Raw genomic sequence first — 24,244 nt, 5'->3', positions numbered from 1 at the left:
TGTTACTGTTCACGCATACGTGCCCAGTAACGGAATTTGCCGTGGCTTCGCATTTAAATACGGCAAATTCCTGCTGCCACCACGTTTTCTTACGGCACTTTCGGTTCCAAAAGTGCCTATCCGTGAACAGTTACGGAAAAATGCCTCTTGCATTTATCCTCTCTTTACAGTCTCTTCCCTGCAAGAACCTCTTTATAATCCTTATAATTCTCCTCCAAAAGCTTCGGCGTATCCAGACCATACGGGCACATCGACTTGCAGTGTCCGCAGTGCAGGCAGTCCTCTATCTTCTTCATCTTCGCCTGTCCCTCCGGGGAGAGGTATCTCGCTGACGGAGAACGGCGCAGAAGCAGGGACATACGCGCACAGTTGTTGATCTCGATTCCTGCCGGACACGGCATACAGTAGCCGCAGCCCCGGCAGAATTCACCTGCCAGCTCTTTCTGGTCTTTTTCGATAACAGCTTTCAGCTCGTCCGTCAGTTCCGGTGGATTGCCGATGTAGCTTAAAAATTCGTCCAGCTCGCTTTCCTTCTGTACACCCCAGATCGGCAGTACATTCTCAAACTGTGCCATATAGGCATAGATCGCAGCCGAATTGGTCAGCAGACCGCCCGACAGACCCTTCATTGCGATAAATCCCATTTCGTGCTCCGCACAGGCCTTCGCCAACGCGATCTCCCGCTCGGTGGAAAGATAATTAAATGGGAACTGCAGGGTATCGTAAAGCCCCGACTCGATCGCCTCCTCCGCAATGCTCATGCGGTGGTTCGTGATGCCGATGAAACGGATTTTCCCCTGCTCTTTTGCCTCGAGCATCGCCTCATAAAGACCGCTTCCGTCTCCCGGCTTCGGACAGACTGCCGGATTGTGGAACTGGTAAATGTCCACGTAGTCTGTTTTTAAATTATGTAAACTCGTCTCCAGATCCTTCCAGAAGCCTTCCGCCGTCGTTGCCGCTGTCTTGGTCGCAATATAGATATGCTCGCGCACGTCGCTCAGCGCATAGCCGATCTTCTCCTCACTGTCCGTATAAAAGCGCGCCGTATCAAAGAAACGGACACCCGCATCATACGCCTTGCGAAGCAGTACCTTCGCATCATCAAAAGAAATACGCTGGATTGGCAGCGCGCCAAATCCATTTTTATTGACGATAATATCCGTCTTTCCAAGGGTAACCGGCGTACCGGCTACCCTTTCTCTTGCGTCCAGCATCTCTTTCAGCGCCTCGTCGCTGTCATCGATCCAGACATCCTCCTCATCGGCGTTGAGACCGAGATATTTTGCCAGTGTCCGCTCATCATCCGACCGGTTCCAACGGGAAATATAGCGATCGATTTCCTCAAATGGAATCTGTCCGGACAGGTACAATTCTTTAAATGTCATACTTCCTTCCGCTCCTTTAAATTCTTAAGTACCGTGATTTCCTGGTTATCTATGTGCCCCCTGCTACCGCCTTTGCCTCCGCCATATGGCGCAGACGCAATGCCGCCAATATTTTTTCATGCTCTAACTGCAGAATCTGCCGTTTATCCTCGTCCTTGATGTATTCCAGACGGAACCGGTACATCTGCTCACGCAGGTTGTTCAAAATCTGCACCAGACGCTTGTTGCGGGTCGAATGGTAGATCACGTCATGGTATGCCTCATCCGTCTCCGCGATCTTCATCGCATCGCCCTGATCAATCGCCGCTTTAAATGCTTTCTGTGCTTCTTCCAATGCCTGCATATCTTCTTCCGTCATGCGCTGGCACGCCAGCTCAATCGCCAGTTCCTCCAGCGAACGGCGCACTTCCAGCACATCTTTCAGGCTTTTTTCCGAAATTCGCGCCACCTCCGCGCCGCGCCGCGGAATCATCAGAACGAGTCCTTCCAGCTCCAGCTTGCGGATCGCCTCACGGATCGGGGTGCGGCTGACGCCCAGCTTCTGTGCCAGCTGAATCTCCATCAGGCGCTCGCCCGGTGCCAGCTCTCCCTTTAAGATTGCCTGCCGGAGTGTGTTGAATACCACATCCCTGAGTGGGAGATATTCATTCATTTTAACCTCAAAATTGTTCCCCATCTGCGTGCCCCTTCCTGTTGTAAAAACTAGTCAGGTATACCTGTTTCGCCAGATCCTGGCTGCTGCCATAGCGGAGTTCCTCATACGCCGCCTGCGCCGCCGTCTGGTTCGTAAACAAGCCAAATACGGTTGGACCGCTTCCGCTCATCAAAGAGCCGTCCGCGCCCATCTCCATCATCTTATCTTTGAGTGTCTGAATCACCGGATTTTCCGGGATCGTCACCGTTTCCAGCACGTTTCCAAGCTGTGAAACGACGCCGGAGAGGTCTTTTTTCTCGATCGCCGCCCGCATCGCATCAATATCCGGATGCGCCTCTGCACCCAGAGACGGCAGGTTTAAGCTCTCGTACACATGCTTCGTTGAAACGCTAACCGCCGGTTTGGCAATCAGCACGCGGCACTGCGGCATCGGCGGAAGCGGTGTCAGGATCTCCCCGATTCCCTCCGAAAGAGCCGTTCCCCGCATGATACAGTACGGCACATCCGCCCCCAGACGGACGCCGCGCTCCATCAGCTCCTGTTTCGAAAGCCCCAGTCCGAACATCTTGTTGACACCAAACAGGACTGCGGCCGCATCGCTGCTGCCGCCTGCCATCCCGGCTGCCACCGGGATAAATTTCTTCATCTTGATCTCCACACCGTCTCGGATTCCAAACTCATCCATCAGAAGTTTCGCCGCGCGGTAACCTAAGTTATTTTCATTGTCCGGCAGATAATAAAGGTTCGTTGAAAGACGGATTCCCTCTTCCTCCGTCCGGTTCAGTTCGATCGCGTCGTACACGCGCACCGTCTGCATGATCATCCGCACTTCGTGGTAGCCGTCTTCTCTCCGGCGGACTACATCCAGACCGAGATTGATCTTTCCATATGCTTTCAGCTCCAGATGCCTGATCATCGGTCATTCCTCCCATCGTTCCCTTAGTGTAATCACACTAGATTGTATTTTTTCATTATTTTGTATACAAGCTATTATATCCTTTTTGCATACAAAATACAATAGAATCCTTGCAAGATGAAGGTACCTGAATGAATCCCATTTTTTCCGCCAATATCCGTGAAGCCGTGTTGGAACGCTTCGTGCAAAGCCGGATCTTATCCAGCTCCAGCGTTTCAAACCCATATTTCACAATCGCCCGGCAGGCTTCCAGCGCATAGCCCTGACGGCGGAACGGTTCATAAATATGATATCCCAGCTCTCCGTCCGTCAGCCCCGCCTTTCCAACCAGCACACCGTCCGCGCGCGTTCCAGCGCCCACAAACCGCACTCGGCAAAGCGGTACTGGTGTTTCCGGTATTCCTCGCGCTTGTTCCAATCAGAAAAAGTTCCGTCGGCATCCTCAGCGGATGCCGGTTCCAACGGATCGTCCTGGGAAAATTCACGGATGATGAGGCGGTCAGTTTCAGCAATGAGCCACGGGAGAGCCAGGTGGCGGCGGACGACGCGTTCCAGGAATGTTTCATCGGCGTCTTCAGGGTCTGTAATAAGGTAAAGGCAAGATGAATAGTCGGCTGGCTGTTTTTCCTCGTTTTCCCTCCATAAGCCAACAATAGCTCTCCCGGCTGCTTTCGCAGCCTGAAGAGCTTCGTTTTCATCGGAGAGAATCACCGGGTATGTCTGTCCCGCAATGGTTACTTCTCGTTCGATTGTCATAGATTATCTTTCTTTTCCTTTTTCCGGCTCCGGGTACTCCTCGCCGAAGGTGTCAACGGTCATCTTTTTGATCTTCTGCTCTTTCAGCGGACGATCGCCCCAGTCGGTGCGGACGCCGGCAATCTTGTCCACGATATCCAGACCTTCAACTATCTTCCCGAGGATGCATACTGACCATCCAGATGCGGGGAAGTCTCATGCATGATGAAGAACTGGGAACCTGCGGAGTTCGGGTCCATCGCACGCGCCATAGAGAGAACGCCCTTGGTGTGCTTGAAATTGTTCGTAAAACCATTCTGGCTGAACTCACCCTTGATGGTATACCCTGGACCGCCCATACCATTTCCATTCGGGCATCCGCCCTGAATCATAAAGCCCTTGATGACACGGTGGAAGATCAGGCCATCATAAAAGCCCTTCTTGATCAGGCTGATAAAGTTGTTGACTGTGTTCGGCGCAATCTCTGGGTAGAGCTCTGCCTTCATGATATCACCATTTTCCATCTCAATGGTAACAACTGGATTTTTCATGTATGTTTCCTCCTGAATTTTAAAAAATACCTCATTAAGTGGTCACATTATACCATAAGAACGTTCGAAAATCGACTGTTTTTCGTTCCATATTTGTCCATTTTCTTTACATTTCGTAAGTTTCTCCTCACAATTCGTTCACATTTATGGCTTAAGATGTATAGCACAATGTCGAAATGGACATTCTATGCGAAAAGATGAATGTTGCGCTCAGGAATCATCATCTGTCCTGCATCATACATCTGTGAGCAAACTAAGTCAAAAGAAAGGTTGGTAATGTACTATGAAAAAAACATATTTTGCTATCCTGGGCGCGGCTGCGATCCTCTCGCTCGCAACCGCCTGCTCTTCCAAAAACGTGAATGAACCGACTGCTAATGAATCGTCCCAGTCCGCCTCCTCCGAGTCCAGCTCGAATGGCATGGACGAAAGCAGCCCGATGGATGATTTAAAAGAAGACGCCAAAGACGCCGTTCTTCCATCCGAAGGAACTGCCGATGCAAAACAGTCCACAATGACTGGTACGATCAGCGACATCAAAGACTTTATGTTTACGATCACCGCCGACGGAACCGATTATGAATTCAGCTTCGAGCAGGATCAGAAACCGGACGGGCTTTCTGATGTAAAAGATGGGGATAAAGTTACCGTAACGTATACGGGAACCGTCAGTGAAGTGGATGCATTCAGCGGAACCGTTTTATCCGTCAAAAAAGCGGAATAAGGATTGTTGACACACTTTATACCCGTATTTTTTATGGCAGTCTTGACAGACGAAGCACGCAAAATATCTGTGTTTCCTGCCCAGGCTGCCATTTTCGCTCCTCCGAACATAAGATATATTTATCGTAATCATGGAATCCATGTTCCGCGTTCATATTTCGTTCACACTTCATTAAAAAACCTTTTACACAATTAACATGGTTTCTTCACGATTTTTCCCTATACTATAACCATAGCAACAAGCAATGCTTACAAATTTTTTTCATAATACCGAGCTGAGTTTATATCAGCTCTCCTCCCTTTTTCAATACCAAAAGACTCTCACTGCTGGAGAGGTCTTTTGTTGTATCTGAATTTCTCAACTCTCTCACCGTTCCGGTCTTCGTACCTTCCTGCCAAGCAGCACCAGCGCTGCAAGATTTGGCACCGCCATCAGCCCATTGAAAATATCAGATACCGCCCAGACGGCTTCCATCCGGCTGACGCAGCCGAGAAAGACCGAGGCAAGATAACCTCCGTGATACAAAATACATATTTTGTCGGCACGCTTCTGTGGAACATCCCGCATCAGCCATCCAAGTGCCTGATCGCCGATGTAAAACCAGGCAAGGATCGTGGCAAAGGCAAACAGCACCATGCACGCCGCCGTCACTATGCCGCCCGCATTTCCAAAACGGGCTGTCAGAGCCGCCGCCACCGCGCCGCTGCCGCCCAGGGAATCGATCTTCTCGGTCAGATTGTGTGGAAATACACAGAGCAGTAAAAAAGCGGTCAGGCTGCACCCTATGATCGTATCGAAAAACACCTCGAAAATCGCCCACATTCCCTGTTTCTGCGCTTCCTGCCTCTGTCTTAGCCTCCCCTTTCCCTCACTCATCCCATGCAGCACCGCCAGACTCCCCAGGCCCGCCTCATTGGAAAACACACCGCGCGATACCCCGCTCCGGATCGCCGCTGCCATTCCGTACCCGGTCATCCCGCCCGAAATTCCTGAAAAATTCAAAATACTGCTTCCATCCGTCTGTCCTGCATTATCTGCCAGTCCAAATGCCCCGCCCACAATGTTCCCCAATATTTCTGGTATCTGATCATAAAAGCTGAACACGGCGATTCCACCTGCCAGCAGATACAGCCCCGCCGATACCGGTACCAGCACCGAAGCCGTCCATCCGATGCGTTTTGCCCCACCAAAGAGCACCACGGCAGTCAAAACTGCCAGTATGATACCGGTTCCAAGCGGCGGCAGGGATGTTGCATAGCGCAGACTATCCGCCAGAGCCCCCGCCTGTACCATACATCCCATTCCAAGCGACGCCAGCACGCAAAACAGGGCATAGCATTTTCCAGCGAAACAGCTCCAACCCCATTTTCCAGATAGACATAAGGTCCGCCCCCATACAAAATTCCCAGATAAACCTCCGTATATGCCAGCGCCATCCCCAGAAATGCCGCCGCCCACATCCAGAACACAGCACCCGGACCACCGATCGCCAACGCGGCTGCCACGCCCGTGATATTTCCCGTTCCGACCGTCGCCGCCAGCGCGGTGCAGGTCGTCAAAAGCTGTCCTTTCCCGCCGCTCCCAACCGTCTCTCCCCACCAGACTCTGATATGACGGATCGGAAATCCCCGCAGACGCACCATGCAGAGGACTCCAACCGCCAGAAACAGTCCCAGAAGCCACGGTCCCCACACCATTTTCTGTACGATTCTGAGCGCTTCCATCCGAGCACCTTTCTATATCTATTTTCACTCTATCAAACCAATCTTATGATTTACTATGATATTTCATTCTCCAAGCCGTGATATTGCCTTCCGAGAACTCTCTTTCCATCCACGTTTTGTTACTGTACACGCATACGTGTCCAGTAACCACGTTTTCTTACACTTTCTGTAAACATCCGCAAACCCCATGACAAACCAGACCGGCAGTGCTACAATAAGCATATCGGACAGGCGGACAAATTTCCAAATCTCTGTCCTTCTGGAAAGGATGAAAACAATATGCCAGGTTTTACCACGCACTATATATTCGGCATGAAAGCATACAACGATATGCCGTTCACACCCTTAAAACACACGATCGCCAAATACCGCTGGCTCTACCAGCTCGGTCTGCAGGGACCGGATATGTTTTTCTATAATATCCCGATCCTGCGCCACCGCGATTACCGCAACGTCGGTTCCTATATGCACGAACACAAGGTAAACGCCTTTTTTGAGTGCTGTCTGCGCCGTATTGGAACCATCCGCTCGCGCCAGCAGCAGGAGGAAGCCATCTCCTATCTGGCCGGATTTATAAACCATTACATTGCCGATTCGATCTGTCATCCTTACGTGTACGGGCGCATCGGCTATCCGGTGGATGCCCCGACCTCCATGCATCACGGGATGCACGCACATCTGGAAAATGAGCTCGACGCGATCCTGCTCTGGAAATATAAAAAAAAAGAAGCCGTCCGAATTTAACCAGACCGCCACGATCTGTCTAAATGGACAGGAAATCCAGTTCATTTCCCATTTTCTGGCTTCCTGCATCAACGAAACCTATTATCCTATCACCTACCGCAACAACTTCCAGGTTACTCCGGCGATGGTGCACCGCTCCATCTGGGCGCTGCGCTTCGGCTGCCGGACACTCTCGGACAAGAACGGCAAGAAAAAATTCGGCATTGCACAGGTCGAATCCATCTTCGTCAACCACCCAGTTGCTTCCGCGAAAATGGTAACGGACTCCGTAACCGACTATCGGAGCAGCTGTAACCTAAACCACGAAGCATGGGGCAACCCGTGGGATCCGACCCGCGTCTCAACCGCCTCATTTGTCGATCTCTTCCATGAAACATTGGACAAATGCAGCCGTGTCTATGCACTTTTAAACAGCGCCGTCACAGACAACGTGCCGTTAGATAAACAGGATCTATCGCCGCTTCTGACAGAACTGGGGAATGAGTCTTATCACAGCGGACTACCTGTTGATTAAAAACACGCACTCCAGTTCCTGGTAAATAAAAGCTGTCACATGAAAAACACTCATCTGTTTCTCATATGACAGCTTTTTTGATCACTTTTCTCTTAATTATACACAGAAAATATCCCGTATCTCCGCAAACACCCTCTTATTCTGCGTTTTCTGTCTCTTCCTCCGCCTCAGTCGTATCGTACTCGCCTGCTGCTTCTTTCTCTTTCACCTTGGAAATCAGCTCTTTGGTATCCGGAAGTTTGAAATCTGCGCCAGCCTCATAGGAACCGCTGATAAACCATGCGTCCTCGTTATCCTGGTCGCTCTCCGGAATGATGCTGTAGGACAGTGCATACTGTTTCCACAGTCCGCCGTAGGAATCTTTACCGGACATCTCAATCGAAAAGTCCTGGGTGTGGACAACGTCGTTGAATCCCTTGATTAAATCTTCCGCATAGGTTCCTATCTGATCATCCGGCAGATCATCTGCCACTACCCAGATCAGCATGATCTGTTTCTTGTTCGGCTCCATATAGAAATGGAAATCGCGGCCGTACTCGTAGGTACTTGTATCCTTGAACATGTCTTCCGCGTCCGTGCTGACCTGTGTCCAGTCGATCTCAACATTTTCCTGGGTCTCAAAATTCGGATCTCCGACTACCGTCTCAGAAGTCGGTTTTACAATCGTACTCTCCGTGCATCCGCTGAGCAGCGCCATACACGCAACCATCATTATCAGAAGTTTTTTCATCGTGTTCTTCTATCCCTTCATTCACTCATTCACAGCCGGAACCAGCCCGAACCGCATGGCTATTATATAATATCGCCTTTTGTTTTTGTAGTCATTTTAGAAAAATTCAAAAAATCTTCATACTTTCCAAAATTTCCCGTAAACAATCCATCTGGACCATTTTACCGCCATTTAGCGCATCCAGGTTGTCAATCCAAATCCTCAACCGTAAGCTCTGTGTCATCCTCCTGCACACCCTGCTGTGTTTTGGCATCCTCTGCCTCTTTCTGTGCAAGTTTTTCTTTCAGCGGCTTCTTTTCCGTGGAACCAGTTCTTGCTTTTCCACTCTCTGCCAGCCGGGGCGCGGCTGCATCTGCCGCCGGAACCTGTCCTGAACCAGATCGCACATCCATGTCAGACTCCGCCTGCTCTGTGCTCTCATCTGCCTCCGCTGTGCCAGACGCCCAGTAGGACGCGCCCATCCGCTTTTCAAGCAGTTTTTCAAACTCTTCCTGCGAACAGCCGATCTCCTGCAGACGCTGTCTTCTCCGTTTTCTCCGCTCCTCCTGGCGTCTCTTTTCTTCCTGATGACGCTGGTAGAACAACCATACAAGCGCCGCACACGCCGCTGCCAGAAGCACACTGACGACCACAATCAGCACCGTTCTCACCGATACTTTCGGAAGTTTCGGCAGGGTCAGGTGGAACGAAGATTTCGCCTGCTTCGGTTTTCCGGACGCGCCTGTATTGGATGCTGCCGGATCCGATGCCGTATTTCCGTCATCCGGAGCCGTCTCCCCGTTTGCTGCCGCTTCTGCCGCCGATGCGCTGATCAGATACACCTGTCCGATCTTGCGGTCGTTGTATTTGTAAGAAAGCAGTGCCACCGCGCCCAGCGGTGCATCCTCCGGCAGATCCGTTACCACCGTCTTCTCCGCATCCGCAAACGAAGCATCCTTCGGGATCGTGATGACTGCCGACGTATCCATCGATAAATCGGACGGCTGATAGCTATTGTCTCCGATCTGCACCGGCTGATCGCCGCTTGTGTATGCCGTCTCATTTTCCGAAATATTTACATTTTCAAACCGTAGAAAGCCGAAATCCAGCAATGCAATCGTATCCTGATAATGGGTCGCCTGCGTACTCTTCATCGTGACCGCAATCTGGCGTCTGTCATCCTTGATCGCATAGGTAACAAGCGTCTGCCCCGCAACGGATGTGTAACCGGTCTTTCCGGCTACCGCATATGGATAATAGTTCGGACTCTCTGTGTCAGTCGTGATAAGAAGCTTGTGCTCCGGCTGGATGGTCACACCGTCCGGATTGTTCTTCGTCGCCGGTAATCGGTAGCTCTTATCCTTACTGATCGTTAAAAGCGTGTCATTTTTATACGCCGCCGATGCGATCAGCGCCATATCATACACCGAAGTGAGCTGTGTGTCGTCATTCAGACCGGACGGATTCGCAAAATGGCTGTTCTCACAGCCAAGCTCCGCCGTCTTCTCGTTCATCATCTTCACAAAACCGTCGCGGCTTCCGCCCACATGCTCCGCCAGCGCATTCGCCGCCTGGTTGGAAGAACGCATCAGCAGCAGGTAGAGACAATCGCGCACCGAAAGCGTGTCGCCCTCCTCGATGGCGTTCTTGTTTCCGCTGCCATCTTCCACGTTGTAAACGGCATCGTGGGAAAATGTGACCGTATCATCCAGACTGCTGTTCTCAATGACTACGAGCGCCGTCAATATTTTCGTGATACTTGCCGGCGCCTTCTGCACATGGATGTTCTGCCCAAATAAAACCGCCCCGGAGTCCGCATCCATGACAATGCCTGCCTCCGACTCGATCCCCGTATCCGAGGGCCAGTCCGGCTTTGCAAATGCCGTCATCGGCATTCCGGCAGCCATCAGTGCCGTAATCATCAAACTTATCAGTAAACGTCTTAATCTCTTCATACGATTCCTTCCTGTCAGCTTTCCTTTTCCGGAAATCCTTTTGTATCATGAACGATATAAATTGGACGATCCTTCAATTCTGTAAACAGGATCGCGATATACTCCCCGATAATTCCCACAATCACGAACAGCATCGCGAACATAAAGCATAAAAGCACTACGATCGTCGCGTAACCATTGGGCGTTCCTTTGACCGCCCACTCATAAATCGTTTCCAGCATCACGAGCAGCCCCAGAAAGCCCACAATAATTCCCGAGTAAATGCCGAGCTTTAGCGGCAGATCCGAAAAGCAGAGAATCGTATTGATCGAAAATTTAAATAATTTCCGGATGCTGTACTTGCTCTCGCCCGCCACCCTGGCTCTCGCCTCATACTCGATGGTCGTCCGGTTAAATCCGATATTCTGCACATAGCCGCGCAGGAAACGCACTTTTTCCCGGTAATTGGTCTTTAACACCTGCGCCGCATTGGCAGTCAGCGCAAAGAAATCGGATGCGTTATTTTCCAGCTTCACATCTGAAATCTTGTTCAAAAATTTATAAAAAGCAGAAGACGTCAGGTTTTTGATGAATCCAGCCGATTTATTTTTCGTCCGGACCATGTTGATAACCTCATAGCCCTCTTCGAATCTTTCGATTATCTGCGCCACACATTCCGGCGGATGCTGCAGATCGGCATCCATACACACGATGCCCTCCCCGATGCTGTGATCCAGCCCCGCAAGCATCGCCGCCTCATGGCCAAAGTTGCGGGAAAAGTTGATCACACGTACCCGCGGATCCGCTGCCGCCAGTTCTGCCAGAATCTGCCCCGAGGCGTCCGCACTTCCGTCGTTGACAAAAATCAGTTCGTAATTCCACGGCAGCGCCTCAAAAATCGGAGTTGCCTCCCGATAGAACTCATGCAGCGCCTTTTCCTCGTTGTAAACAGAAATCACGATCGAGATCGTCTTTGGTTTCTGTCCGTTCATATTTTCCATCCTGTTCTGCATGGTCGACTGTCTGGTTTCATTTTTCTTCTTATCTTCCATGCTGTCTGTCCGTTTTTTCTTATCTTTCTTACTCATATTTCATCTTTCAATTAAGCATCCGGGTCATCCAAAATTTCGATCGCTATCGAAGAATGTGCCGGAACCCGTTTTTCCACCGGCGGCAGCGTCATATAGTCGCCGTAAATCCACTCCAGCACATGCTCATAGCCCGCCGGCACCATCAGCTTTGTGTCCTCAAACGGCAGATCCACCGCGCGCTCGCACCATGCGCCCTCCAGCGTTACATAGAGATAATCCGGCTGGTAATTGCTGTAATACCAGTGTTTCGTCTTCTTTTTGCGATCCTTCGCCGCTGCAAGTCTCTGCAGCTTAAATAAAACCGGCATCGGGACAAGGTGCCCCACACCTGCCAGCACACCAACCCGCAGCTTATCCATCAGGCTGTATTTGCTGAAATCAATCTGATCACGGTGTGCGATCGCCATTCCATAAATAACCTTCTGAAGAAATTTTGCGCTCCACGCGCCCACCTTACTATCCGGCAGGCGGTCAAGGACGAACAGATCCACCCAGAGATGGTTTAATTTTCCCTCATAAAACTGCATCTGCTCATTGTCCTCATGGACGCGGCTGTTGTCATAGATGACACGCGTTGTAAAATCATAAAACACCTTGCCACCCCGGATCTCCTCCGGGCGCAGCAGGGACATTCCCTCCGGCAGCTCCCGCGGCGCTACCTTCAAAAACATCTCATAATTGGCACGTGTAAATGCCAGATCGACATCATCATCCCACGGGATAAATCCCTCATGACGCACCGCGCCCAAAAGTGTCCCGGAATCCAGCATATAGGAAATCTTGTATTTCCGGCAGATCCGGTCTATCTCCTTCAAAAGGCGCAGATTCGCCCGGTGAACCTTCTCAAGCCCCGGACACGGCGGCAGTTTGACCGCCCTGCGGCTCTCTGATTTTTCCTCATTCATGATGGTTGTCCCCTCATTTTCTCCTGTAACTGTTCTTTCTCTGTCACAGCTGCTCATTTTCACAGGCATTTTCTTACAGGCAGAGTATCTCCCCACCTGTGAATTGCCGCGGTCCCCGTCCCTACTGACGGCATGCCTCACGAAGTGTCTTTGCCATATAATCAATCATTTCATCTGTCATGCCCGGATAAACGCCGACCCAGAAGGTATCGCGCATGATACGGTCGGTATTTTCCAGAGTTCCGGCTACGCGGTAGCCGCAGTTTTCTTTCCGCATCTCATCAAAGCACGGATGCTTGATCAGGTTTCCGGCAAAGAGCATACGCGTCTGCACGCCCTTTTCCTCGACATATTTGACTACCTTGTTCCGATCCACGCCCTCTTGGCAGGTCAGAAGGAAACCAAACCAGCTCGGATCGGAATGCTCACAGGCAACCGGCAGGATATATGCGTCCTCGGTTCCGGCAAGTCCCGCTTTCAGACGGGCGAAATTGTGTTTTCTGCGCTCCACGAAGGATGGAAACTTTTCAAGCTGCGCGCAGCCGATCGACGCCTGTAGATCGGTCGCCTTTAAATTATATCCAAAATGGGAGTATACATATTTATGGTCGTAGCCAAGCGGCAGCTCACCATACTGGCGGTCAAATCGGTGACCGCAGAGGTTATCGCAGCCGGACGGGCAGACACAGTCGCGTCCCCAGTCGCGGAAGGAACGGATAATCTTGTTTAAAAGCGGATTGTCCGTGTACACGGCGCCGCCCTCGCCCATCGTCATGTGGTGCGGCGGATAAAAGCTGGACGTTCCGATATCTCCGATCGTACCGGTAAAATGCCACTCGCCGTTCAGCTCATAGCGGCTTCCGAGGGCATCACAGTTGTCCTCCACCAACCACAGGTTATGACGGTCACAGAATTCTTTTACCTTCTGTAAATCAAACGGATTTCCCAGTGTATGGGCGATCATAACCGCTTTCGTCTTCTCTGAAAGCGCCGCCTCCAGCTTATCGGCGTCGATGTTGTATTGTGGAATCGTCACATCCACAAACACTGGAACTGCGCCATACTGGATCGCCGGGGTTACCGTCGTCGGGAAACCTGCCGCAACCGTGATAATCTCATCGCCGCGGCACACCCGGCGCTCTCCCAGCAATGGGGAAGTCAGCGCCATAAATGCGATCAGGTTCGCGGAGGAACCGGAGTTTACAAGGGAACAGTATTTGACCCCCAGGTACTTCGCAAGCCCCGCCTCAAACTGATCGGTGTAACGTCCGGAGGTCAGCCAGAACTCCAGCGCACTGTCTACCAGATTGACCATCTCATGGTTATCGTAAACGCGGGACGCATACGGAATCCGCTGTCCCTCGGTAAATTCTTTTTTTTGATTATGATATTTATCGCAATACTCTGCCACCAGATCGAGAATCTGCTGACGCGCAGCCTCTTTTCCGTCCGACAGGGTTACTTTTTCTTCTGCCATGTTTCTCCTCCTGCTTTTGCTACCGTTCTCTGCCGCAGCCGTATCAGATCTGCCTGCTGCCAGACACACCTTTCGTGCAGCCGCCTGCATCTATCTGTTTTTCTTCAAACCGAGCCGCATACGCCCGGATCTGCTCATCCGTCACCTCGCGCATATCCGCTCCGGCAAGCCACTTCTTCGACCATTCCACCGTCGCAGCCATCGCCTCTTCTACATGGAAGTGCGGCTTCCAGCCAAATACCTTTTTCACTTTGGAACAATCCAGTTTCAGAAAATTCGCCTCATGCGGACCTCCATCATAGCGGTTGATCCAATGCATCCCGCCGCCCCATGTTTCACAGAACAGATCCGCCAGACGTCCTGTATTGACGCAGTCACAGTCATCCGGTCCGACGTTATAGCAGCCCGCCAGCTCCGCATTTTCCCACTGCGCCTTTGCCACCGTCAGATACAAAAACAGCGGCTCTAACACATGCTGGAACGGGCGCGTCGAATGCGGATTCCGCACGATGATCGGCTCTTTCTTTTCCGCTGCGCGCACGCAGTCCGGCACGATCCGGTCCGCCGCAAAATCACCGCCGCCGATCACATTGCCAGCACGACAGGTTGAGACGGCGCAGCGGCCGTCCGTGAAGAACGACTGCTTATAGCTGTGTGTCACCAGCTCCGAACAGGATTTGCTATTGGAATACGGATCGTAGCCGTCCAGCGGGTCATTTTCGCGGTAACCGTACTCCCATTCCTTATTTTCATAAACCTTGTCCGTCGTCACATTGACGAGAGAGCGGACGGATTCACACTGTCTGGCGCATTCCAGCACATGAACCGTACCCATGACATTCGCCGCATACGTGCCGACCGGATCCCGGTACGACTCGCGCACGATCGGCTGCGCTGCCAGATGGAGTACAATCTCTGGCTTCGTCTCATCAAACACCTGTTTTAAATGGGCGAAATCGCGCACATCCCCATCCACATGGTGAATCGTCTCCCCCAGATGCAGGATCTCAAACATCGACGGCTCGGTCGGCGCTTTCAGCGCATAGCCGGTCACCTCCGCCCCCGCCAGATGTAGGATGCGGACCAGCCAGCTTCCCTTAAAGCCTGTGTCACCGGTCACAAGGACCCGTTTTCCTTTATAAAAATCAAGAAGTTCCATGGTTTTCCTCTTTTTAATTAATTTCGTGATTTCATCACTCCATTATCTTTGCTGAGTGCTCTTATTATATTTCTCACCCGTCCACTCACGAACCCGCGCTATCGCGCTCTACCGCCCTGCTTCGCATGGCTGTTCGTTCGTTAATGGCGCAAGAAAAGAATATGTCTGCTTCGCAGCCGCATTCTTTCCTTCTGCGCTCATTATATCATACTTTCTTACAGGATTTGTGTATATTCCTTGAATTTTCCCTTACAGTATATTATTTCCACAGCTTCCAGGGCGCATTGCCTTCCTGCCACATCTGTTCCAGCTGCATCTTGTCACGCTGGGTATCCATACATTTCCAGAAACCGTCGTGGCGGTATACCATCAGCTGTCCGTCCTTGGCAAGCTGCTCCAACGGCGCTTTCTCAAAGACGGTATCATCGCCCTCGATATAGTCAAAGACGCCCGGTTCGAGTACCATGAAGCCGCCGTTGACGATCTTGCCGTCATCATCGTTCTTCTCACGGAACTCGCGGATGTGTCCGTCGCTGTCAACATCCATGACACCGAAACGCTGTCCGATGTTGACGCCGGTCAGGGTCGCGATCTTGCCGTGCTGCTTGTGGAATGCCACCAGCGCGTCCAAATCCACGTTGGAAACGCCGTCGCCGTAGGTCAGCATGAACGTCTCATCCCCAATGTAATCGCGGATACGTTTGATACGACCGCCCGTCATCGTGTGCAGTCCGGTATCGACCAGCGTCACGCGCCACGGCTCGGAATAGTTGTTATGCACCTGCATCTCGTTCTTCGCCAGATCGAAGGTCACATCCGACGTATGCAGGAAATAATCGGCAAAATACTCTTTTACTACATACTGTTTGTAGCCCAGACAGATCACAAAATCATTGAATCCATACTGGGAATAGTGCTTCATGATATGCCAGAGAATCGGCTGTTCTCCGATCTCGATCATTGGCTTTGGTTTTAAATGGCTTTCCTCGCTGATTCGTGTGCCGAATCCACCCGCTAATATTACAACTTTCATTGCACTTCTCCTTCCGTCCATCGTTTTTATCGAAATATGTTCAAATGGTTTTCTTCCAAAATTCTCATCGCATCCCGCACTGCATCCGGGTCGTTATGCAAGTAGGTTTCCAGATCCTCATCGCTCGCCGTCCGGTAATTCCGTCCCAGCTCCCTTGATACCTGTAAATATGCTTTCCGGTACGGCGCTGTCCGGATTTCTGCCCGGGTTGTCCATGCATTTCCAAAGACCGTCAGCACGGTAAATGCCAGCATACAGACCTTTAAAAGTGTGCGGGCTGCCCGTTTCTCCGGCACGCGTGTTTTCGCCTTATCTGCCTCTGTTTCCTGCGCCTTTTCCCGGCACATACTCCAGACGAGTGCAAACGTAAGCAGAATTCCTACAATTCCCATCTGATACTGTATCTCGTACCGCGAGGACATCCCGTACTCGTCCTTCAGGAAAATCCACCGCGCCGCCAGCACCAGCAGATGGTTACAGCCGCCGCTGAGAACCAGCAGAAGCGGAAAAATAGTCTTTTTATAAAGCTGAAACCGCACATTCAGATACAGTGCCAGCAGATACGAAACAAACACTGCCAGCCCCAGCAGATACACAAGATGCAGCCGGACAAACCAGGGGCTTCCTGCCTCCAGCTCCTGAATCTGCGCCACGCCGATCACCGACGATGCCACCGATTTCAGCAGAAACCGCAGGAAAAAGAGCGGCTGGGCGGCAAATTCCTGAGCGATTGAAACATCAGTCACTGCTCCACGGTGTACGTAAACTGCCTGTGAATTGCTCCAAAGATATAATACCATCGCAAGAACCGTTGTCAATGCCCCGATGCACCAGGTTCTCCGGCACTTTCGGCTCCAGGAGCGGCTGCTTGTTTCAGCATCCCCGCGCCGATCCGCCAGCCACAGTGCGCCGTATGCCAGCACCAGAATCACCGCATAGCCGCCGCTGTACGGTCCTGCCACCAGCACGACCAGCAGGATCGGCAGAATTGCCAGAAGCACCCGGTCAGACATATTCCGGCACCGGGTCGCCGCTGCATGGTCGAGGACTGCAAAATGGAATAAAAATCCGGAGATCGACAGAGTGCAGACCCAGCCGGTCCCGTTCGTCATCATTTCCCATTTATTCAGGCTGAAATATACAAACTGAATCAACAGGAAGGAAAGATAGCCGACCGAGCGGTTCCGCTCTGCGTAGAGCGCCAGCACCGCCGCGCCCGCACCCAGGCTCAAAACACCCAGAATCATGTCAAAATACGTATTATAGCCAAATAGTTTCACATTGATGATGCGCCCCAGATACGTGATCGGAACGCGCGTCAGGATATCCGGTACAAAGAATTTCGCCGGATTTGTCACATCCGGCAGATACGAATTGACCAGCCGGATATAATCCGAATACGCCACATTGTCCGAGGCATGAAATATATACCAGATATAAAACAAAATCCCCAAAATAACCGGAAGCCCTAAAAATACACGGCGTTTCATCCGTCTCTCCTCTTTAAAATGCTCAGCTGGTTCAAGTAAAGTTCAAATAACTGACGGTGTTTCTTCGTGATAACCTCCAGAATCACACCGCTGATCCACAGCAGGAACGAAATCACATAAAGCCCGGAACACGCGATCAGGGTCGGGAACTTCGGCACCATGCCGGTTGCCAGATAGCCGCTGAGCACCGGCGCGAAAAATGCCGTTGCAATCGCAAAACAAATGAGTCCCAGCCATCCAAAGAACGCAAATGGCTTGTAATCCCGGAAGAGTCTCGCGATCGTGCGTAGCACCTTAAATCCATCCGAAAATGTATTTAACTTTGACACACTTCCCTCCGGGCGGTCACGGTATCCAACCGGGATCTCCACCAGCTTAAAGTTCTTGTCCAGCGCATGGATGCTCATCTCCGTCTCAATCTCAAATCCGGTCGAAAGAATCGGGAAGCTCTTGACAAATTCATAGTTAAATGCGCGCGCGCCTGTCATGATATCCTTGATATTACTCTTGAAAATCAGGTTGATAAGCCCACGCACCAGACGATTTCCCGTATTGTGGAACGGACGCTTATTTTCGGTAAAATACGTCGAAGAAAGGCGGTCGCCGATGACCATATCCGCTTTTCCCTGTAAAATCTGGTCTGCCAGCTTTCTCGCGTCCTCCGCCGGGTAGGTGTCATCGCCGTCCGTCATGACATAGCACTCCGCGTCAATGTCGCGGAACATGCTGCGGATGACATTTCCCTTGCCCTGCTGGTATTCATAGCGCACAACCGCGCCTGCCTCCCTGGCAATCTCATCCGTGTGATCCGATGAATTATTGTCATATACATAGATCGTTGCCTCCGGCAATGCCTCGCGGTAGTCCTTGACCACCTTGGCAATCGTCTGACCTTCATTATAACACGGAATTAATACCGCTATCTTGTCCATTTTTCTCCTCCCGTTTTCACTCTTCCACCGTTTTGGCGGACCATTCCGGATTGATCACAACAGCCCGTTTTGTCTCAGCTGTACTTACCAATTCCAATTTTATCTCTCTCTGAAGCCCTGTCAGATCAAGCTGTACTTCCATCGGTTCATATTCCTTCTGTCCCGCCTGGATCACAGCAGCCGTCCGGCTGTTTGTCCCATCCGAGGCGATGATTTCCACTTCAAATGGCTGCTTCAGCACCCAGTAGTCCGGATCACACAGAACCGCCCGGATAGTCGGATGATCGTCCCCGCTGGTATTCTCCCAGCGCCATTCTGGTACTTCTTTTTCCGTTTCCTGTGCATCCATGAAAATCTCCTGTGTGCGGTACCAGCAGTTTTCGCGTCCATGCGCCATCTCAAGCCCTGCCAGTGTAAAGGACTGGCTGCCCTGCAGGATTGTTTCCTGATACTCCATATCATGCACGTACCATCCGCCTCATTCATCCATTCCAGATAGCTTTCCAACGTCTCAAGTCCCTGCGGGATCATGTCATAGACGCCCTCGCCTGCCTCCATCGCCTCCTCGATTTCATCGATATAGGCGTCTTTCTGCTCCGAAAGCTCATTGACGATCGAATATCGGTTCCAGACCGGCACATCTTCGCCCGCAAGCCGCGCATAACTTCCCACATCCGACCAGGTCAGGAAAATGCGGTCAATCTTGGAACGTTCTTCCGGTGTAAACAGCTGATGATCGTGAAATACGTAAGGCAGGTTGCTGTGGATACTCTCACGGCTCACCGCCCGCATCGCCCATTCCCCGCCGTTCCAGACACGGGTGTAAGCATCGTAAGCGCGCCCGGCGTAAACAACTATAAACATAATCGCAAATACAACGCCGCCTGTCAGCCTGGGAGAAATGGAAGCCATTCCCTGCAGCACCAGGCACCCGCAAAGCATTCCGGCAAATAAGATTCCGCCCATAAAATAGCGGCTGTGTCCCGTCGTTGCCGCCCAGAGAATAAAGGATGCGGCATACAGCAGAAATAGGGTTCCCGTCCTGCTGCTGACCCGCTTCCAAATCCAGCAGAGCCCGGCTCCCGCCGCTCCCAGATACATCAGCGCCAGATCCAGGTTGTATTTCGCCGGGAGCTCACTCAGGCGGTAATCTGGATGCCGGATCATCGAATATGCCCACAAAAGGAACTCTTTTATGTTGCTGGGTCCCCATCTCGGATCCTTAAAGTCCATTTCCCCAAAATATGGCGAATGAAACAGGCTGTTGTAATAAGGATAAACCGGATTTTTCATCGCTATCCCATTGTAAATCAGGTACACACTGACGGGAATCATCCCCGTCACCAGGCATCCCAGAAACAGCTTCGGCGTCAGATACTTCCGGATTTTCCACAGATACAGAAGCACCAGCGGTACCAGATACACGATATTCGTCATCTTGAGGCAGAACAGGATTCCGCCAAACAGGCAGAATAAAACCGCCTCGCGCTCCCACTTCGCCTCATCCAGACCGCGCAGAAGCAGAAATACCATTTCCAGCAGAAACGGCAGTGCCAGAAGCTCGACCATGTAGCTGCCACTCTCCTGAATCAGCTCCAGACGGCTGACAATCAGAAATGCAAGTACCGGCGCAAGATGCTTCAACCAGCTGCATGTTCTTTCCAGCCGGCCTGCCTCCATGCTCAGGAACACCGTTACCTGCCGATAAATCACAAGCATCGCCAGCGCATTTAACAATGTCCCCATCCGAAGCCCCAGAAGCGCCCGGAATGGATAAAACATCCGGTCGCCCAGCCGGAAACCGAACATCTGGAACCGTCCCGGTATCACATGATAATGAAGGTTGTCCACAAATCCGGGAATCTGCGACAGCAGGTGATAGTTCTGCGTATCATAGCTCTGATCCGGGGCAAATCCCTTGACCGAAAAAAATGCCAGGATGAACAAACTTCCCGCTATAAAAAACGGACTCACTCCCGCATGGTCCCGTTCAAATCTTCCGATTGCCGCCATGACTGCACCGCATAAAACGAGCGCTGCCGCCCGCGACAAAATCGTTCCCTGTGGTACATGTAAAAGCCATGCCAGAAGATCCAGCACTTCCAGCCACCAGATAAAAAGCGTATAGGCAAGCAGCACTGCAAAACTGCGGGTACTGACTCTCCATTTTGCCGTTTTGTCCGCCGGCCTGTTTCCAAATAACATACTTTTCCCTTGTAATCATCCAGTTTTTTTCATGAACCTGCTGAATCATTACTTCCTTTCCATGAAACAAAATATATCTTAAAAGAAATATTCTTCCAGCATCAGGCACAGTGCATGGTACACCGGAAGATGCAGCTCCTGAATCTTAAATGTCTCCTGCTCCGGCACGACAATCGCAGTGTCGCTGTACCCACGGATCCGCCCGCCGTCGCGTCCCAGAAGCCCGATAACCTTAAGCCCCTTTGCCTTTGCCGTCACGGCTGCATACAGGACATTTTTTGAATTGCCCGAGGTTGAGATTCCGAGGAACACATCCCCCTCTTTTCCATATCCAAGCACCTGTTCCGCATAAGTCATGCTGCCGTCCACATCATTCATAAATGCGGTGGTCAGTCCTGCATGACCAGTCAGCGCGATCGCCGGAAGTCCCTGCTGCAGCTTTTCAGAAAGTTCCGCTCCCATCTGCGGGTCTACCGTTTTAAGCGCCGCCTCTATCTCCGCCGAAACCAGGCGTTTCTTCACAAACCCCTTCATCAGCTCGCCCACGATGTGCTCCGAATCCGCACAGCTTCCGCCATTTCCGGCAATCAGAAGTTTTCCGCCGCGCTCATAGCACTCCTTCATCGTCTCATACGCAGTGCGAATATCCGCTTTCACCGGTGCAAGAACCGGATAGCGGCTGATCAGTTCGTCCAGGTACTCGTATTCCTTCATGATTTCTATTTCCTCCTGTCAGGTTTTTCGATGTCTATTGAGCTTCTGCATCATAAAATAAATACTCCCGCTCAAACATTTCCAGATTGCTCTGCGCTTCTTCCTCCGGCACCGCTGTGTCGGATACCCGCGCAAGCATATTTCCATTTTCAAAAAACAGATCGGTCAGGCTGCCGCTGTGGATCAGCTCCCGCAGGAGATCCAGACTCCACTCCCAGCTTCCCGGTCCCAGATAGCCCGCTTCCGCGTAGACGTAATCTGTCTTCGCATACGCCATATAGGTTTCAAACGCCTCCGGCGAGTTGACAAGTTCGACGTTGCCCCACGGCGATGTAATGTCCTTATACGACTCCACATTGCACGGGAACTGCAAACAATACGGATGCGTTCCAAATGCGATCACCCGGTTTTCCGGATTCTGCGACACTTCCTGCCAGATCAGCGTATTTCCCTTTTCCTCCATCCGCGCCTGTTCCTGCGCCCGGTGGTTGACACGCCCTTTATTCAGAAAATGGATCTCCGAAAATCCGGCCGTCCACGCCCAGCTGCTGATCGCCGTGACAATCAGATTTAATACCAGCAGCGGCGCCAGGCACTTCGACGCGACCGGATAAAAGCCGATTTTCTTAAAATACTCCATCGCCCGGCATGCCCCCAGAATCAGCATAGAATACAGAAGCATGAAATAATTTCCGTCGATCTGGTAAAGCATCGACAGGCTGATCAGGCTGACGATCACAAACGGAAAAAAAATTACCAATGCCGCGTTCCAGATATGGGACTGCCCCTCTCCCCTTTTGGACAAATCCCATAAAGCACCAGCATCACAATCAGCACCGCCATCAGCGAAGTCCCCCACGCCAGAATCACATGCCCCATATCTTCACCCTGCGGCTGCATCAGCATCTGCCAGATACGCCGCGCCAGCACATGAAGCGTTGATTCCTCCTGATAATTCTGCGGCAACTCCGAGGTGGCAAATGGGTATTTCATTTTAAAACCAAACCATGCAAAAATCGAAGTAAACACCGAAGTGACCGGCATTCCCGTGATCTTCATCGTCCGCGCCCAGATACCGACCAATGCCCCAAATGGCAGGCATAATGAGCCAGTCCGGCGGACCATGTGGTGAAGCAGGTCAGCCGCCGCCCCTCGCTCATGGAACCAGAACCACAGAAGGTACAGCCCCATCATACCAAATACGGCAGTGGAAAAGACCAGGGAGGTCGGCTTCATCGTGAGGGACAGGAAATAGGAACCGGCTGCCCCGGAGAGGAATATCCAATGATTTTCATACACATGAATATACTGAAAGAAACATCCCAGCATAATAAGCTGCAGCAGCCACGTAATCAAATCCGCCTTGGCTGTGAGCGCCATATTCATGATGCCCGGCACCGAAACCGTCAAAACAGCTGCCATAATTCCCGGCAAGACGCTGTGATACGTTAGTTTCTTTTCTGTCTCCTGCTTTCGATTGCCCGTCAGCAGCACCGCATTCCAGACCATCGCCCCGATTCCCAGAACTGCCAGCCAGAGGTTAAAGAACGTCAGGTAGCTGTGACTCGCCAGATCGCAGAGCGGCAGAGTCAGCACCTCAAAGCCCTTCGAATACACATAGACCATGCCGACCAGCCCCGGATTCTCATACAGCCCGGTTCCGCCTGCCACAATGTACTGGGAACGCACACCATACCAGAGTGTATCAAAGTCGAGTGCGATATTCAGGCGTCCCACCTGAATCAGGAACATCAGGACACACCAGCCAGCCGCCAGCGTCCATGCCCGGCGCACCCGGCGCGGTATTTCCCTCGATCCCCCGCTGCCAGCCGGTTTGTTACTGTTCACGCATACGTGCCCAGTAACGGAATTTGCCGTGGCTTCGCATTTAAATACGGCAAATTCCTGCTGCCACCACGTTTTCTTACGGCACTTTCGGTTCCAAAAGTGCCTACCTGTGAACAGTAACGCCTGTTTCCCTGCCTCAATCACATGAACCGACACCTTGTCCCTGCCATCCAGCATCCAGGAAAGCGTCTGCCATCCCATGATGCACTGGCAGGAAATCGAGGAAAAATCAAAGCCCAGCGCCGCCACACCCAGAGCATAGACGCTCAGGCGCATCCAGGCGATTTTTCCAACGCCAAGGGCAGAAAGGAGGCAATACACAACGATTGCAAAGGAGGCGCCAAAAAGGAAGTCCATATAAAAAGAAAAATAAGACCGCTCCCAGACCGTTCCCCTGAAAAACACCAGTTTTCTCAAAAACCGCCCGATCGCCAACAGGCTAATCAGATACACCGCCGACACCACCATCGGCAGAAATACCACATGAATCCAGGAAAACACCAGCACAACCGCCGTCAGCCAGTACATCCGGCTGCGTCCGCGCTTCAAAAGCGCCAGCCCCCCAAAGATCAAGACTGCCAGAATCGCAATCTCCACATACATCCGTTTCGATTCCGTGAAATGAATGTAATCTGCAAAAAAACCATTTCCCGTAAACAGCGTTTTCACCGGAATCAGAACCGCCGCCACACAGAACAGCACCAGAAAAAGACCAGCCATGCGCACGGCTGCGTCTGGTCGTCCGTTTTGTCTCTGATTCTGCATGTCAATGGTTCCTCTCTTTCTAGTTTATGTACTC

Annotated in this window: 21 protein-coding genes and 3 pseudogenes; 3 read left to right on the top strand and 21 right to left on the bottom strand. The window is 51.6% G+C overall.

Going from position 1 to position 24,244, the window contains the following annotated elements; translation table 11 throughout:
- Positions 1-164: 164 nt before the first annotated feature.
- The 6 genes and pseudogenes from DW085_RS16830 to DW085_RS16810 form a co-directional block, all read right to left on the bottom strand.
- Entirely contained in the window at positions 165-1,385 is a 1,221-nt protein-coding gene (locus DW085_RS16830) for an aldo/keto reductase (RefSeq protein WP_118493892.1), read from the bottom strand.
- Positions 1,382-2,061 (bottom strand): annotated as a pseudogene (locus DW085_RS16825) (GntR family transcriptional regulator). Before DW085_RS16825 ends, DW085_RS16830 begins: the two are co-directional and overlap by 4 nt.
- A complete protein-coding gene (gene ispE / locus DW085_RS16820) occupies positions 2,045-2,956 on the bottom strand; it encodes a 4-(cytidine 5'-diphospho)-2-C-methyl-D-erythritol kinase (protein ID WP_022360083.1) in 912 nt (303 codons plus the stop codon). Before ispE ends, DW085_RS16825 begins: the two are co-directional and overlap by 17 nt.
- A gap of 55 nt (positions 2,957-3,011) precedes the next feature.
- Positions 3,012-3,317 (bottom strand): GNAT family N-acetyltransferase, encoded by a 306-nt coding sequence (locus DW085_RS16815; RefSeq protein WP_182430927.1) that lies wholly within the window; start codon positions 3,315-3,317, stop codon positions 3,012-3,014.
- Complete coding sequence (locus DW085_RS18925; protein WP_147353979.1) at positions 3,266-3,712, bottom strand: hypothetical protein; 447 nt, start codon at positions 3,710-3,712, stop codon at positions 3,266-3,268. Before DW085_RS18925 ends, DW085_RS16815 begins: the two co-directional genes overlap by 52 nt.
- A 3-nt stretch (positions 3,713-3,715) precedes the next feature.
- Positions 3,716-4,242 (bottom strand): annotated as a pseudogene (locus tag DW085_RS16810) (peptidylprolyl isomerase).
- Between the two features lie 283 nt (positions 4,243-4,525).
- On the opposite strand from DW085_RS16810, the gene DW085_RS16805 reads away from it, so the two are divergent.
- Positions 4,526-4,966, top strand: a complete 441-nt coding sequence (locus DW085_RS16805; protein WP_107000687.1) for a hypothetical protein — start codon at positions 4,526-4,528, stop codon at positions 4,964-4,966.
- A 366-nt stretch (positions 4,967-5,332) separates the two neighbouring features.
- On the opposite strand, the pseudogene DW085_RS16800 reads toward DW085_RS16805, so the two are convergent.
- A pseudogene (locus tag DW085_RS16800) lies at positions 5,333-6,609 on the bottom strand (amino acid carrier protein).
- 360 nt (positions 6,610-6,969) lie between these two features.
- Here DW085_RS16800 and DW085_RS20720 point away from each other — a divergent pair.
- Positions 6,970-7,434 carry a zinc dependent phospholipase C family protein gene (locus tag DW085_RS20720; RefSeq protein WP_347475131.1) on the top strand — a complete coding sequence of 155 codons (465 nt, stop codon included), beginning with the start codon at positions 6,970-6,972 and terminating at the stop codon, positions 7,432-7,434.
- The gene (locus DW085_RS20715; protein ID WP_347475130.1) at positions 7,376-7,948 is read left to right on the top strand and encodes a hypothetical protein; all 573 of its coding nucleotides are present in this window, start codon (positions 7,376-7,378) and stop codon (positions 7,946-7,948) included. Before DW085_RS20720 ends, DW085_RS20715 begins: the two co-directional genes overlap by 59 nt.
- A 136-nt stretch (positions 7,949-8,084) precedes the next feature.
- On the opposite strand, the gene DW085_RS16785 is transcribed toward DW085_RS20715, so the two are convergent.
- From DW085_RS16785 to DW085_RS16725, 14 genes are all read right to left on the bottom strand, one after another.
- Entirely contained in the window at positions 8,085-8,678 is a 594-nt protein-coding gene (locus tag DW085_RS16785; RefSeq protein ID WP_182430926.1) for a hypothetical protein, read from the bottom strand.
- 188 nt (positions 8,679-8,866) lie between these two features.
- Complete coding sequence (locus tag DW085_RS16780) at positions 8,867-10,612, bottom strand: D-alanyl-D-alanine carboxypeptidase family protein (RefSeq protein ID WP_118493884.1); 1,746 nt, start codon at positions 10,610-10,612, stop codon at positions 8,867-8,869.
- Positions 10,613-10,626: 14 nt separating this feature from the next.
- Positions 10,627-11,583 (bottom strand): glycosyltransferase family 2 protein, encoded by a 957-nt coding sequence (locus DW085_RS16775; protein ID WP_118471767.1) that lies wholly within the window; start codon positions 11,581-11,583, stop codon positions 10,627-10,629.
- Positions 11,584-11,693: 110 nt separating this feature from the next.
- Positions 11,694-12,587, bottom strand: a complete 894-nt coding sequence (locus DW085_RS16770; protein ID WP_118493895.1) for a LicD family protein — start codon at positions 12,585-12,587, stop codon at positions 11,694-11,696.
- Between the two features lie 121 nt (positions 12,588-12,708).
- On the bottom strand, positions 12,709-14,064 hold the full coding sequence (rfbH, locus tag DW085_RS16765; protein WP_118493881.1) for a lipopolysaccharide biosynthesis protein RfbH: 1,356 nt from the start codon (positions 14,062-14,064) through the stop codon (positions 12,709-12,711).
- Between the two features lie 43 nt (positions 14,065-14,107).
- Positions 14,108-15,223, bottom strand: a complete 1,116-nt coding sequence (rfbG, locus tag DW085_RS16760) for a CDP-glucose 4,6-dehydratase (protein WP_117796322.1) — start codon at positions 15,221-15,223, stop codon at positions 14,108-14,110.
- 259 nt (positions 15,224-15,482) lie between these two features.
- Positions 15,483-16,256 carry a glucose-1-phosphate cytidylyltransferase gene (rfbF, locus tag DW085_RS16755; protein ID WP_022360069.1) on the bottom strand — a complete coding sequence of 258 codons (774 nt, stop codon included), beginning with the start codon at positions 16,254-16,256 and terminating at the stop codon, positions 15,483-15,485.
- A gap of 26 nt (positions 16,257-16,282) precedes the next feature.
- A complete protein-coding gene (locus tag DW085_RS16750; RefSeq protein ID WP_118493878.1) occupies positions 16,283-17,746 on the bottom strand; it encodes a hypothetical protein in 1,464 nt (487 codons plus the stop codon).
- Positions 17,743-18,678: a glycosyltransferase family 2 protein gene (locus DW085_RS16745; RefSeq protein WP_117796293.1), complete on the bottom strand. Its 936-nt coding sequence runs from the start codon at positions 18,676-18,678 to the stop codon at positions 17,743-17,745. The genes DW085_RS16750 and DW085_RS16745 overlap by 4 nt, the downstream gene beginning before the upstream one ends.
- Positions 18,679-18,694: 16 nt before the next feature.
- Positions 18,695-19,027: a hypothetical protein gene (locus DW085_RS20025; protein ID WP_243034075.1), complete on the bottom strand. Its 333-nt coding sequence runs from the start codon at positions 19,025-19,027 to the stop codon at positions 18,695-18,697.
- Positions 18,913-20,883, bottom strand: coding sequence for a hypothetical protein (locus DW085_RS16740; RefSeq protein ID WP_243034074.1), 1,971 nt, complete (start codon positions 20,881-20,883; stop codon positions 18,913-18,915). The genes DW085_RS20025 and DW085_RS16740 overlap by 115 nt, the downstream gene beginning before the upstream one ends.
- A 78-nt stretch (positions 20,884-20,961) precedes the next feature.
- On the bottom strand, positions 20,962-21,597 hold the full coding sequence (locus tag DW085_RS16735; protein WP_117796295.1) for an SIS domain-containing protein: 636 nt from the start codon (positions 21,595-21,597) through the stop codon (positions 20,962-20,964).
- A gap of 34 nt (positions 21,598-21,631) precedes the next feature.
- The gene (locus DW085_RS16730) at positions 21,632-22,357 is read right to left on the bottom strand and encodes a hypothetical protein (RefSeq protein ID WP_118493876.1); all 726 of its coding nucleotides are present in this window, start codon (positions 22,355-22,357) and stop codon (positions 21,632-21,634) included.
- Positions 22,351-24,210 carry a hypothetical protein gene (locus DW085_RS16725; protein WP_118493873.1) on the bottom strand — a complete coding sequence of 620 codons (1,860 nt, stop codon included), beginning with the start codon at positions 24,208-24,210 and terminating at the stop codon, positions 22,351-22,353. Before DW085_RS16725 ends, DW085_RS16730 begins: the two co-directional genes overlap by 7 nt.
- Between the last annotated feature and the right edge of the window lie 34 nt (positions 24,211-24,244).

Source organism: Clostridium sp. AF50-3 (genome assembly GCF_003477445.1).
In the GTDB taxonomy this organism is placed as follows: Bacteria; Bacillota; Clostridia; order Lachnospirales; family Lachnospiraceae; genus Otoolea; species Otoolea fessa.
This window is presented reverse-complemented; position numbering and strand designations above follow the sequence as displayed.